Origin of the sequence: Pseudophaeobacter leonis, assembly GCF_002087335.1 — a bacterium.
Taxonomy (GTDB): Bacteria; Pseudomonadota; Alphaproteobacteria; order Rhodobacterales; family Rhodobacteraceae; genus Pseudophaeobacter; species Pseudophaeobacter leonis.
This window is the reverse complement of the sequence record NZ_MWVJ01000077.1, coordinates 1-12927: the sequence shown is the minus strand read 5'-3', so window position 1 is coordinate 12927 and position 12927 is coordinate 1. Positions and strand designations below refer to the sequence as shown.

At 59.0% G+C, this 12927-nt stretch carries 10 protein-coding genes and 4 pseudogenes; 9 read left to right on the top strand and 5 right to left on the bottom strand.

What is annotated here, in order from left to right; genetic code table 11:
* Nucleotides 1-163 precede the first annotated feature (163 nt).
* Nucleotides 164-1351: a dual-specificity RNA methyltransferase RlmN gene (gene rlmN / locus B4968_RS17120; RefSeq protein WP_083100634.1), complete on the top strand. Its 1188-nt coding sequence runs from the start codon at nucleotides 164-166 to the stop codon at nucleotides 1349-1351.
* Between the two features lie 158 nt (nucleotides 1352-1509).
* On the opposite strand, the gene B4968_RS17115 is transcribed toward rlmN, so the two are convergent.
* Entirely contained in the window at nucleotides 1510-2607 is a 1098-nt protein-coding gene (locus tag B4968_RS17115; protein WP_083100633.1) for a reprolysin-like metallopeptidase, read from the bottom strand.
* 422 nt (nucleotides 2608-3029) lie between these two features.
* Here B4968_RS17115 and B4968_RS17110 point away from each other — a divergent pair, with 422 nt between their 5' ends.
* Nucleotides 3030-3248, top strand: coding sequence for a hypothetical protein (locus tag B4968_RS17110; RefSeq protein WP_083100632.1), 219 nt, complete (start codon nucleotides 3030-3032; stop codon nucleotides 3246-3248).
* A gap of 75 nt (nucleotides 3249-3323) precedes the next feature.
* On the opposite strand, the gene B4968_RS17105 is transcribed toward B4968_RS17110, so the two are convergent.
* On the bottom strand, nucleotides 3324-4172 hold the full coding sequence (locus B4968_RS17105; protein WP_083100631.1) for an LOG family protein: 849 nt from the start codon (nucleotides 4170-4172) through the stop codon (nucleotides 3324-3326).
* A gap of 173 nt (nucleotides 4173-4345) precedes the next feature.
* Between B4968_RS17105 and B4968_RS17100 the strand changes: the two are divergent.
* The 3 genes and pseudogenes from B4968_RS17100 to dapD all read left to right on the top strand — a co-directional run.
* Nucleotides 4346-5290, top strand: a pseudogene (locus B4968_RS17100) (threonine/serine dehydratase); the annotation flags it as partial.
* Between the two features lie 57 nt (nucleotides 5291-5347).
* A complete protein-coding gene (locus tag B4968_RS17095; RefSeq protein WP_083100636.1) occupies nucleotides 5348-5947 on the top strand; it encodes a GntR family transcriptional regulator in 600 nt (199 codons plus the stop codon).
* A gap of 114 nt (nucleotides 5948-6061) precedes the next feature.
* Nucleotides 6062-6889 (top strand): 2,3,4,5-tetrahydropyridine-2,6-dicarboxylate N-succinyltransferase, encoded by an 828-nt coding sequence (gene dapD, locus B4968_RS17090; RefSeq protein WP_083100630.1) that lies wholly within the window; start codon nucleotides 6062-6064, stop codon nucleotides 6887-6889.
* 110 nt (nucleotides 6890-6999) lie between these two features.
* Here the strand turns inward: dapD and B4968_RS25860 are convergent, their stop codons facing one another.
* A complete protein-coding gene (locus tag B4968_RS25860; protein ID WP_338153301.1) occupies nucleotides 7000-7683 on the bottom strand; it encodes a Hint domain-containing protein in 684 nt (227 codons plus the stop codon).
* Nucleotides 7680-8582 carry a choice-of-anchor L domain-containing protein gene (locus B4968_RS25855; RefSeq protein WP_338153300.1) on the bottom strand — a complete coding sequence of 301 codons (903 nt, stop codon included), beginning with the start codon at nucleotides 8580-8582 and terminating at the stop codon, nucleotides 7680-7682. The genes B4968_RS25860 and B4968_RS25855 overlap by 4 nt, the downstream gene beginning before the upstream one ends.
* 216 nt (nucleotides 8583-8798) lie before the next feature.
* Between B4968_RS25855 and B4968_RS17080 the strand changes: the two genes are divergently transcribed.
* Nucleotides 8799-9146, top strand: coding sequence for a DUF8846 family protein (locus B4968_RS17080; RefSeq protein ID WP_083100635.1), 348 nt, complete (start codon nucleotides 8799-8801; stop codon nucleotides 9144-9146).
* A 100-nt stretch (nucleotides 9147-9246) separates the two neighbouring features.
* On the opposite strand, the pseudogene B4968_RS17075 reads toward B4968_RS17080, so the two are convergent.
* Nucleotides 9247-10273 (bottom strand): annotated as a pseudogene (locus B4968_RS17075) (transporter substrate-binding domain-containing protein).
* 374 nt (nucleotides 10274-10647) lie between these two features.
* On the opposite strand from B4968_RS17075, the pseudogene dapE reads away from it, so the two are divergent.
* From dapE to B4968_RS17060, 3 genes and pseudogenes are all read left to right on the top strand, one after another.
* A pseudogene (gene dapE, locus B4968_RS17070) lies at nucleotides 10648-11816 on the top strand (succinyl-diaminopimelate desuccinylase).
* Nucleotides 11813-12268, top strand: a complete 456-nt coding sequence (locus B4968_RS17065) for a GNAT family N-acetyltransferase (protein WP_083100629.1) — start codon at nucleotides 11813-11815, stop codon at nucleotides 12266-12268. The pseudogene dapE and the gene B4968_RS17065 overlap by 4 nt, the downstream one beginning before the upstream one ends.
* A pseudogene (locus B4968_RS17060) lies at nucleotides 12265-12860 on the top strand (TIGR04282 family arsenosugar biosynthesis glycosyltransferase). Before B4968_RS17065 ends, B4968_RS17060 begins: the two are co-directional and overlap by 4 nt.
* Nucleotides 12861-12927 lie beyond the last annotated feature (67 nt).

Sequence of the window (12927 nt, the reverse complement as noted above, 5' to 3'; positions counted from 1 at the left end):
CGGGCCCCCCCCCCCGCCACAGGCCAGCTACAGTCAAGTTACACTCAAGTTATGGACCATCCATAGCCTAATAGGCAGAAAATCCCGGCAAGTAATCTTTTGATCTTTGCGCTTTCTCCTATATAGAGCCCCATCCTGCCTCCAACATTTGAGTCGAGCTGCCATGACCGCCAACGCGCCGATCACCCAAGACGTTCTGACCCTGCCCCGCAAACTGCCCGAGGGCGGCAAGACCAACCTCGTGGGGATGACCCGTGACCAGATGCGCCAGGCGCTGATTGATATCGGCACACCCGAAAAACAGGCAAAGATGCGGGTCGGCCAGATCTGGCAGTGGATTTATCAATGGGGTAAACGCGACTTTGCCGAGATGACAAATCTCTCCAAAGCTCTGCGCGCCCAGTTGGAAGAAAGCTTTGAGATCACCATCCCCGAGGTGATCACCCGGCAGATCTCTGAGGATGGCACCCGTAAATATCTGGTGCGTATCGCCGGCGGCCACGAGGTCGAGGTGGTCTATATCCCGGAAGACAGCCGCGGCACGCTGTGTATCTCCAGCCAGGTTGGCTGCACGCTCACCTGCTCGTTCTGCCATACCGGCACCCAGAGACTGGTGCGCAACCTGACATCGGCTGAAATCATCGGCCAGGTGATGATGGCCCGTGATGATCTGGATGAGTGGCCCGTGCCCGGCACCCGCAACCCCGATGAGGCGCGCACGCTGTCTAACATCGTGCTGATGGGCATGGGTGAGCCGCTGTATAACTTTGACAATGTGCGCGACGCGATGAAAATCGCCATGGATCCGGAAGGCATCCAGCTCAGCCGTCGTCGCATCACGCTTTCGACCTCAGGCGTGGTCCCAGAGATCGCCCGCACCGCCGAAGAAATAGGCTGCCTCCTGGCGGTGTCTTTCCACGCCACCACCGACGAGGTGCGCGACAAGCTGGTGCCAATCAACAAGCGCTGGAACATCGCCGCGCTGCTGGAGGCTCTGCGTGCCTATCCGCATCTGTCCAACTCGGAGCGGATCACCTTTGAATATGTCATGCTGGCCCATGTAAACGACAGCAAGGAAGACGCCCACCGTCTGGCAAAACTTATCGAGGGCATTCCCGCCAAGATCAACCTGATCCCGTTTAATGAATGGCCCGGTGCGCCGTATAAGCGCTCCTCAGGCAACCGGATCCATGCGTTCTCGGATATCATCCACGATGCTGGCTATGCCTCACCGATCCGTAAACCGCGCGGCGAAGACATCATGGCGGCCTGTGGCCAGTTGAAATCTGCAACAGAGCGCGCCCGCAAAAGCCGCAAACAGATCGAAGCTGAGGCCGGTGTAAAATCATGACACCGACCCAGGCCTGACCCTGGCCCCAACTCCGGCCTCAACTCTGGCCCCAACTCTGGCCCAGAACAGCCTGCTGTAAGACCCCAAAACGCCTCCGGACCTAATGGAGCGGAGGCGTTTTTGAGATCCGGGGCCACTTCTGGCCCTCAAAGGCTGGATTAGCTGAACAAAATGTCGTCAGCGCTCAGGCTACCGGTAAACCCTGCCAGCTCAATCTCAAACCAGTCATAGTAATTCAGGGTTGTGCCGTCTGCTGTGACGGTCACCTGCAGCTCACCAATATAGTCAGGGTCCATCTCGGTAAGGTCGATAACATCGACGCCGGATTTGAAGTCACAAATGGTATTGCTGTCGTAAAAGTCAGCATCAGTAAAGACAAAGACATCCGCGCCGCCGCCGCCTTTCATGATATCATCACCGCTGCCGCCAATCAGAACGTCCTGACCACCCCCGCCCACCAGCCGGTCATCGCCGTCACCGCCAGACAGAGTGTCTGCGCCACCACCGCCAATCAGCTTGTCGTCGCCCTGGCGGCCCACAACAATATCCGAGCCACCACGGGCCAGAACGATGGTATCAACATCAGCGGTCAGAATTTCGTCGGACCGGCCAGTGGAGCGGATCTTAACAGCATCAGAGCCAACGCTCGACACGCGCCAGCCATCAAAGGCGTCAGAGCTGCCATAAATGTGCTCAAGGGCCTCTATGTCAAAGACTCCCAGCTCAGTTCCATTGCCAGCGGTATAGGTCATCACCGTATTGCTGCGGTTGTCGGCGCTGTCTTCCAGCGCGTGATCCCCATCATGGGGGTGTTTCAGGCCAACCGCATGGCCGATTTCATGCAGCATCGTGTCATACTGCGACCCACCAATGCTGAAATCACCGCCGCCAATGGCCAGATCCCCTGAAGAGGTCGAATACTCGGTCACGTAGGGGTAATAGGCCCACCCATTTGTCGAGCTGAACATATCATAGCCAAAGGCATTGATCATTGCAGGTCCTTCGACCTCGACAAACACCAGCCCCGCGGCATCTTCAAATTCATCCAGTGCGGAACGAAAGCTGGCCCGTTGTGCTGCATCAAAGGACCAGTAGGTTGTCAGACCCACACTGCTGCCTTCTACTTCGGGCAGGGCCTCCGTCTCGTAGAACGAGTATGTCACGACGGCCTGCGTTCCAAGGTCTGCAATCGCATTCCAACGATAGGCCTCTGTCTCCAGATACCCCAACAAAGCTGTATAGTCTGATACTTCCATGTGCCCACGCTCCAATCACCACGGGCCCAATGTCTTAAACAAATGTGACCTAGTGAAGTTGGACAGGAGGGCTTTCGGAAACGGTCCGGTCCACAATTCGAAACAATGAATCGTTTCCCACAAGTAAAATTGAAAAAAATATCTGTTTATTTTCAAAGTACTGAAAACTTTATGGACTAATAGGAAGAGGGCCTTTCGTACCAAAATGCCGCCAAACGGACTGTGGCCAAAGTATGGTCCATATTTACAATTGTTAACAAGCCAGCATGGTTTGGCAGACTGGTGCTGCATCGCGGCTTGTGCGCGGGCACACCCCACCACGCGGCCTGCCACATTCTTTCCTCAAAACAGATATAATGCCGCCACAAGCATCCAACAGTTTCAATTTTAAGAACAATCAAGAAAACATGAGAGGAAAGAGCATGACCCCAGTAGTTTCCGCCACCACACCGCAGACCCAACTGGACCCCGGTGTTCTGGAACTGATCCGTGTTGAGCGTGAAAAAGCCCTGAGCCCGCGTGAATGGCAGTTCCGGCTGCGTGGCTATGGCTATGCGATCAAACGCGTCGAAGGCGCACAGATCCTGACACGCCTGCCCAAGGGGACCGAAATTGGTGTGCTGCCCCCGGAATTTACCTGATCAGAATTCACGTGATCAGACGCCCCCAACACCACAGGGGACGTCCGGCTCGTGAGGGTCGGTTTTGAGTTCCGTTCAGCGTTCGCGGCCAGGCAGGCTATCGCGCGCCGGCGCAGGAGACCAGTTGTTGATGATCTCTGCCGCTTCTTCGGCAGTCTCGACAAATCTGAACAGATCGAGATCCTGGTCTGATATCGTGCCGGCATCCGCCACCGCTTCCCAGTTGATGATCTTCTCCCAGAAGGCACGCCCAAACAGAATAAAGGGCACCCGATCCATACGGCCAGTCTGAATCAGGGTGAGGCTTTCAAACATCTCATCCAATGTGCCAAAGCCGCCCGGAAAAACACAGATCGCCGCCGCACGCATCAGGAAATGCATTTTGCGGATGGCAAAATAGTGGAAGTTGAAACTCAGATCAGGCGTCACATAGCCATTGGGTGCCTGCTCGTGCGGCAAGACAATGCTGAGCCCAACAGAATGCCCGCCCGCATCGGCTGCGCCACGGTTGCCCGCCTCCATCACGCCAGGACCGCCTCCGGTGACGATCACTTTCTCACGCCCGCCTTTGGCCATTGATTGCTCTGTCATCACGCGGGCAAAGGTCCGGGCCTCGTCGTAAAAATGCGACAGCTCTGCCAGGGTCTGGGTGCGTGCACTGCCCTTGCTGGCCGGACTTGGGATGCGGGCGCCGCCAAACATCACGATGGTGCTGTCGATACCGAATTCATTCAGCATCAGCTCCGCTTTCAGCAGTTCCAGCTGCAGGCGCACCGGGCGTAGCTCGTCCCGGATAAGGAATTCCTCATCCGCAAAGGCCAGCCGATACGCCGGAGACGCGGATTGCGGGGTCTGTGGCACATGTTCGGCGCGGCTTTTGTCGGTATGGGCATCCCTAAAGCGGCTGTGTCGGTCATCACTCATGGCGTCTCGGGCAATCCTGTTTAACTATCAAGAGGCCCAGCATAGCCCTCTTGCGGCCAGAGGCACCAGCCCCACAAACGCCCCTGGTCAGCGAATTGACGCTGCCTCACGGGGACTTGTGCCGCTCCCGGCAATCGCTAAGGTCTGGGCGCTGCAGACAGGAGACATCGCACATGGACCGCACCCACACAAACTGGACTGCCGAAAACTGGATCACCGAGATCAAGGCCGCCGAGGCGCGCATTGCAGGCCATGTACAGATCACGCCAGTGATGCAGACCCGAGGCTTTGGTGGCGGCTTTGGTCTCGACTACGCCATTGAGATGAAGCTGGAGCACATGCAGCACACCGGCAGCTTCAAGGCGCGGGGCGCATTCAACACATTGCTGAGCCAGGACGTCCCGGCAGCAGGTCTGGTGGCCGCCTCAGGGGGCAACCACGGTGCCGCCGTGGGCTATGCGGCGCACCAATTGGGCCACAAGGCGCGGATCTATGTGCCCGAAATGGCCGGCCCGGCCAAGATCGCACTGATTCGTGAAACCGGCGCTGATTTGCAGGTGGTGCCCGGCGCCTATGCCAACGCTTTGGAGCAGGCCAGGGCCTATGAGACTGAGACCGGCGCGATGCAGGTGCATGCCTATGATGCCCCCGGCACTGTGGCTGGACAGGGCACCTGTTTTGCCGAATGGCAGGCTCAGGGGCTGCAGGCAGACACGGTCCTCATCGCCGTGGGCGGCGGCGGGCTGATCGCCGGCGCGATGGCCTGGTTTGGCAACAGTCGCAAGATTGTCGCGGTAGAACCTGAAACCTCCTGCGCTCTGCATGCCGCACTCGATGCCCAAACGCCCGTGGATGTCGAGGTCTCTGGCGTGGCGGCAAATGCCCTGGGGGCGCGCAGAATTGGGTCGATCTGCTTTGATCTGGCGGCGGCCCGGAATCTGACCGCGCTCACCGTCAGCGATGCGGCCATCACAGCAGCCCAAACCGCCCTGTGGCGCCAGCGCCGCCTGTTGGTAGAGCCCGCGGGGGCAGCCGCCCTCGCCGCACTGACCTCCGGTGCCTATAAGCCTGCACCCGGCGAAAAAGTTGCGGTTCTGCTCTGTGGTGGCAATATCGCCCGCCGATCCACTGGCCTGAGACTTGCACCGGGCCCAAACGCATCCTATCGACCTGACATGAGCGCAACAATCGCAGATAGCATCTACCAGGCCCTGAGCGAGCAGATCGTCACAGGCGCGCTGAGCGCTGGCGAGAAGCTGCGCCAGGATCACATTGCCCGCGCCTTTGACACCAGCCATGTGCCGGTGCGCGAAGCGCTGCTGCGGCTGGAAGCGCATGGGCTGGCGATCTCGGAACCCCGGCGCGGCACCCGCGTCAGCGCGCTCAACCCGTCTGAGATTCGCGAAGTGATTGAAATGCGGGTCTCGCTCGAGGTGCTGGCGCTCACCCATGCCTTTGCCCATTTTTCAGCCGCAGACCTTGCCCGTGCCGAAAGCGCACGCATCGCCTGCGACGAAGCCGAGGACATGGCCAGCTGGGAACGGCGCAACCGGGATTTTCACCGGATCCTGCTTGCCCCCTGCCAAATGCCGCGGCTGCTGGCAGCGATTGATGATCTGCATATCGCCTCGGCGCGGCATCTTTTTGCCAACTGGCAACACCAGTGGCGGCCCCGCGTCGATCAGGATCACGCCGCGCTGCTGCAGGCAATCAGGCGGCACGATGCCAATGCGGCCTGTGAAATTCTGCGCCGTCACCTGCGCCGGGTGCGCTAACGAGGTCAAAACACTGGTATGACGCCACAATGACTGCAATCCGGGCATGACCTGCGCGCCGATTGCCGTTAGAAAGCTGCGAATCCTAATTTTAAACACGCCGGAGTACCCCCCATGTCCAACGCTCAGCTGGAAACCGCGATCGAGGCCGCCTGGGAGGCCCGTGACACAATCACCCCCGCCACCAAAGGCGAGCAGCGCGATGCCATCGAGGCCACTCTGCAGGCGCTGGATTCTGGCACGCTGCGCGTTGCGGAAAAGCTGGACAGCGGTGACTGGCACGTCAACCAGTGGGCCAAAAAGGCGGTTCTGCTGGGGTTCCGTATCAAGGATATGGAAATGCAGTCCGGTGGTCCGCAGGGTGTCGGCTGGTGGGACAAGGTCGACAGCAAATTCCTCGGCTGGGGTGAAGCAGACTGGAAATCGGCTGGTTTTCGCGCCGTGCCAAACTGCAGCGTGCGCAAATCCGCCTTTATCGCCCCCGGCGTTGTGCTGATGCCCTCGTTTGTGAACCTGGGCGCCTATGTGGATGAGGGCACCATGGTTTATACCTGGGCCACCGTTGGCTCCTGCGCGCAGATCGGCAAGAACGTGCACCTCTCGGGCGGCGTTGGTATTGGCGGCGTGCTGGAACCCATGCAGGCCGGCCCCACCATCATTGAGGACAACTGCTTTATCGGGGCGCGCTCGGAAGTGGTCGAAGGCTGCATCGTGCGCGAAGGCGCAGTTCTGGGGATGGGTGTCTATATCGGCAAATCCACCAAGATCGTTGACCGCGAAACCGGCGAAGTCATGTATGGCGAAGTGCCGCCCTATTCGGTTGTCGTCTCAGGTTCCATGCCCTCAAAGAACAATGTCAGCCTGTACTGTGCTGTGATCGTAAAACGCGTTGACGCACAGACCCGCTCAAAGACTGCCATCAACGAGCTGCTGCGCGACTAGCACAGATCAGTCCTGATCAGGCCAGATATGAAAAACGCGCGTCTCCCTTTGGGGGCGCGCGTTTTTTGTTCACTGCTGCTTTTAAAACCAGCCTCAGATGCCGGGTCGTCCTAGGCCTGCAGACCGGATTGCAGTTGCAAAGCCTGCACCTCAAACGGTTTCAGGGACATCCGGGCGCTGGCGCCATAGCCCGCTATGTCGCCGCCCATCAGCGCAAGCACCTCTGCGCGGGTCTCGGCATCAAAACTATCCAGTGTCTCTTCGCCGGGATGATAGCTTTCGCTCTCCAATCCGTTGCCGCAGATGATTTCATGCTGATCAAACAGCAGATGCACATAGGTGACCGGGCGGGCGTCCTCGCGGCGCGATATGCTGTGGCCATTGACCAGATCGCGGGCCTTGACCAGGACCTCAGAGACGCCAGACAGCACGTCGGCCCATTCATCCTGTAGCAACACGCGGTGACAGGGAGAGAGTTCAAGCGCCTGATGTGCCCCCAAAGCGCCGGCGGCAAACTGCACCGGTGCGTCACGCGCTTCGGCACGGCGCCGCGTGCTCCCAATCCAGCGCAGAGGTTGCGCCCTGTGGTCGCGGGTCAGAACCAGATCGCCGGGCTCTAGATCTTCGACCGGCACCGGACCCGATGGGGTTTCTATCAGGGTGCCTGCAACAAAACAGGGGGTGGTTGTCACCTCAACCAGGCCGGTATCCGAGTTGCCGATCTCGTCTACGACCGTGTAGGAGAACACCGTCTGCTCATCCGCATCCACACCGTCCTGCCCCGAAATAGTCATGGTGCCACGGCGTTCAGTGTGATCTCTCCGCCATCTGCCAGGGTGACGGTCGATCCCGCCACAACGGCTTGTCCATTGATTTCGGTAATTGTCAGAGTGGTGCCGGCCGCGTGGTCATCATTGGCCAGCACATCCAGCGTTTGCGAGCTGCCTTCTTCAACAGAGATCTCGTCGTCTTCGGCCACCAGTTGCGTCTGGATGGAATCGCCTGCAATCAGAAGGTTGGAATCATAAATAGCGTCGCCGGCATCAGCGATGCCGATCTTGATCGTGTTCACCTCATCCGGGTTGACCGGCGCCTTCAGGGTCAGGGTTACGGTAAACCCGTCCATCTCTGTGTTATAGAGATCATCACCCTGCGGGTTGTCGATATAAAGGTTTTCATTTGAGCCGGTGTTCACGTTGTCGATGGAAATATCACCATCGCCAATCGTCAGCTCGGCCTTTTCACCATTGACCCAGACGCCCACCGCATCGTTGAACCCCGCGTCGACATATTCCAGATACTCCTCGGAAGAGAAGGTGAACTGCATGGTCAGGGTTGACCCGCTTGGAATAAATTCCGCTTCAAAAACAGCGGCGTCAAAGGTTGTACCGCCGGCAATTTGCGACAGATCACTGTCCCCTGCGGTATGCATATTTGACGAGGTATTGCTGTGCGCGTTCACATCACCGCTGCTGTTGGTAAGGCTTGTTGCCCGACCGGTCGACAGGATCACGCCGGTATCGGATGGGGTCACTCCGGGGGCGGTGTTGTCGCCGTCAGAATAAATCCCAGAGGAGGCCTGCGCCCCGGTATAGCTGGCGCTTTGGATGGAGATCCCATTGCCAAACATCGCCTCGGCCATTTGGTTTGCCGTTGCAGTGGTATCAATAGGCAGCTCGGACGCGGTTGGCATGCAATGACCTTTTAAAAAATTGGATTTCCCCCATTGGCCAGCCGTTTAGAGTGGACAGCCATTCAGAGGCCAAGGGGAATCGTTTTCCTCATTTTAAGTTTTTCTTGCTTAACGCCGTGTAAAGAGGCGCATTTATGCGACGACCCTGCCCTGCTCACCCCATGACAAATCTGAATTCGGTTGACCGCCAGAGGCCAGCGAGGCTATGGCGGCGGCATGGAAAAAAAGAAAATATCCCGTCAGCAGGTCTACACGCTGCTGGTTCAGATCGGCCGCAAAGAGGGCGATGGTCTCCCCGATGGTGCCACCGGCGCTGCGCTGATGATCTATGCCTCTGGCGTGGATGAGGCCGAAGCCGTGCGTGAGACTGTCGCCATCCTGAAACAGGCCGAGACAGCGCCGCTGGATGTCACCGGCTATGGCACCCTTGCAGAGCGCGAAGAGGAAGGCCATGACATCGGTGCAGAAGAACGCGCCCTGATGCAGCGCGCGCTGGAAGAGAACTCTGTGATCGTCGCCCAGATGACACCGTTTTTTGAGGGCGATGAGCCAACCTATCACTAGTCTCGCCACTAGTCTCAGCGCATCTCAGATCAGCTGATCTGAGCAGGCTGCAAACGGGGGGCTTAAAGCAGGGCTCCCGGCCAGATTTTGGCTCCGGCGGCTACTGCAACCGGCCAAACCATTTGCGGTAGATCGCCTCATAGCCGCCGTCTTCCTGCATCTCCAGCAAGGTGCGGTTGACCTTTTCGGTCAGCTCAGAGCCCTGCGGGAACACAAAACCATAGTATTCCCGTAAAAACACCTGACCGATGGTGCGACCGTATTCATGGCCACCATGCTGCACATAGTAGTTCAGCACAGGCGCATCAAAAACCACCGCGCGTATGTGACCCGCCTCAAAGGCTTGCAGCAGCGTGTCCAGATCAGGGTAGCCATAGTAGTCAATATCGCGACGCTGCATAAAGCCTGCGGCGGTCGAGCCCTCAATGGTGCCGGTGCGTTTGCCATATAGATCGTTCACCGAAGACACCGAGCCGCTGATGGCCTCGACCGTCATAACAGCGGTGATTTTGGCCACAAAGATCGAGACGATAAACAGCGACGACAGCACCAGAAGCACACCAAACATCCGTCCAATGGGCGTCCGGGGCACGCGCTCTTCAAAGCCGCCGTTGACCACGAGGTTAAAGCGCCCACCAGAAGGAGGGGAACCAGGCTTCTTTCAAAGGACGGTCAAAATAAGGCTGGGCCCGGCGCTCCATCGCCCACATGAACATACCTCCAACCAGCAACAGCAAGAAGGCCAGCCCGATGGCAAAGGCCAGATCCCAGGACATCAGGGCGTGCAACAGCGACGGCTCACGCACGTCATCAGCCTGCACCATGATCTGCAGACCGCTTTCAAAAACCGGCTGACTGAAATCCATCACCGCCTCGCGCGCCGCAGTGATCGAGATATTCGCAGCCGCAAGATCCACCTCGCCGTCGCGCACCCCCTCCAGCATGCTGGAAAACGAGTCTGTGCGATTGATCGTAAGCGTCCACTCTAATCGGCTGGCAATTTCACGCAGCAACTCAATTGAGAACCCGGTATCTTTCCCCTTTTCAATCATTGAAAAGGGCGGACGCGTCACTGTGTTGATATCTATGACCTGCGCTGCCAGAACATTTCCCCACAGCAGGAGCATAGATGCAAGGATGAAGCGAAGTTGTCGCAAATCAGTACCTAAAGCCAAATATAGAATTTCTAAATCCGTCTTAGGCGGTTCCCCATATCCATACAAGCTTGAACCGTTCAGCAAACGCGCGGTTCAGCCGGAACTGCTGCATCAAAGCCTCTCGCACCGGATACAGACCTCAGGCGCCCATGATCCGGCAGCGCGCTGCGCTGTAGCGTTGCAAACGGGCTGCCCCTTTTGGGCTGCTGCGATCAGGGCGATGATTACCCCCGACGATACCCGCCTGTTGCGGCAGTGTCGTTTGCACGCCCCCGCAAAGCGCGATAAATCAAGGCAAACAGCATTCAGACGCGCCAGCCCTGGTGCCCTACAGGAGCTATGTCATGTCCACGACCCCGCCCGAGTCGACCAACCTGATCGACCCCGCCCGCCTGACAGCAGAGCTGATCCGCTGCCCATCCGTCACCCCCGTTGAGGGCGGCGCACTGGTCTTGCTGCAGGATCTGCTGTCGCAGGCGGGCTTTTCCTGCACCCGGGTGGATCGCGGTGGCATCGCTAATTGTTTGCCCGCTGGGGCGACAAGGGGCACGCGCGCAGTTTTGGCTTTAACGGTCATACCGATGTTGTGCCGCTGGGGGATGAGGCCGCCTGGACCATGCCGCCTTTTGGGGCCGAGATCAAAGACGGCATTATGTATGGCCGTGGCGCCACCGACATGAAATCCGGCGTTGCTGCCTTTGCCGCCGCCGCCATTGATTTTGTCACCCAAGCCCCGCCCGATGGCGCGGTGATTTTGACCATTACCGGCGACGAAGAGGGTGACGCGCTGGATGGCACCACCGCACTGCTCGACCATATGGAAGCCTGCGGCGAACAGATGGATGTCTGTCTGGTCGGAGAGCCGACCTGCCCCAATACAATGGGTGAGATGATCAAGATCGGCCGCCGTGGCTCTATGACGGCCTGGATCACCGTGACCGGCAAACAGGGGCACTCGGCCTATCCGCATCGTGCCAACAATCCGCTGAATGCCATGGTGCGGCTGATGGATCGCCTCGCCAGTCACGAACTCGATCAGGGCACCACACATTTTGACGCCTCCACTCTGGCCGTGGTCACCGTCGACACCGGCAATCCGGCGACAAATGTGATCCCCGCCCAAAGCCGGGCGACCGTGAATATCCGCTTCAACGACAGCCATTCCGGTGCCAGCCTCAGCGATTGGTTGCAGACCGAGGCCGACAGGGTTGCGGCAGAGTTTGGCACCCAGATTGAGATGCAGATAAAGATCTCGGGCGAGAGCTTTATCACCCCGCCCGGTGCCCTGTCGGATCTGGTCTCGGCTGCCGTCGAGGCCGAAACTGGCCTCAAGCCAGAGCTTTCGGCCACCGGCGGCACCTCGGACGCACGCTTTGTCAAACACCACTGCCCGGTGGTTGAATTCGGGCTGGTCGGCAAGACCATGCATCAGGTGGATGAATGCGTGCCGGTTGACCAGATCCATCAGCTGAAAGCGATCTATGGCCGCATCCTGAAAGACTATTTTGCATGAGCCCCGAAACCCCGGTGCGCGGTGAGATCCCTGCCGCGATCACCGTCACCACGGATCACCAGAGCTGTTTTGCGCTGCGTCATCAGGTCTTTGTCGTTGAGCAAGCTGTGCCGATAGAGGAAGAGATCGACGCGCTGGATGCCAGTGCGACGCATCTTCTGGCGACGCAAAACGGAGTGGCTGTTGGCGCGGCCCGCATCGTCTTTCAGTCTGAAGTCGCAAAGATTGGCCGGGTCTGTGTGCTGCAACCCATGCGCGGCACCGGGCTGGGGGCTGCCCTGATAAAGGCGGCCATAGACATCGCACGCGCGACCCCCGGTGTCACACAGGCCAAATTGGGGGCGCAGACCCATGCCCTTGGGTTCTACCAAAAGCTCGGCTTTAAGGCATTTGGCCCGGTCTACGATGATGCCGGAATTGATCACCGCGATATGGTGCTGGAGCTGGCGTGAAACCTGTATTGGTCATCATGCTGAAAGAGCCGCGCCCCGGACGGGTCAAAACCCGCCTTGGCCGCGATATCGGCAAAATTGCCGCTACCTGGTGGTTCCGCCATCAAAGCGCCCGGCTGATCCGCTCTCTGCGCGATCCCCGCTGGCAGATCGTGCTCGCCGTTGCACCGGATCTGGCGCAGGCCCCCCGCCTCTGGCCAGGGGATCTGCCGCGTCTGGCGCTGGCACAGGAGATCTGGGCCAGCGGATGCGTCGCATGTTGTGCAGTTTTGGTCACGGGAATTTCTCGCAGCGACCCGTTTGCCTGATAGGCGGCGATATTCCGGGGATCCGCCGCAGCCATATTGCCCGCGCCTTTGCCGCCCTGGGCAGCCATGATGTGGTCTTTGGCCCAGCGCTCGACGGGGGATACTGGCTAATCGGCGCCAGATATCCCAACCGCCTGCCAAAGCGGCTGTTCACCGCAGTGCGCTGGTCCAGCGAACACGCGCTGGCCGACACCCTGCAGGGTCTGCCCGATCATCGCGTGGCCCTCATCGACGCTTTGCAAGATGTGGACACCGGCGCAGATCTGAAACTGGCGCAGCGCTGACATTCGGCTGGCCCCTTCCTGGCTGGCCCAGTGCCGACTGGTCCCTGGGTGTTTTTCTCCATGACCT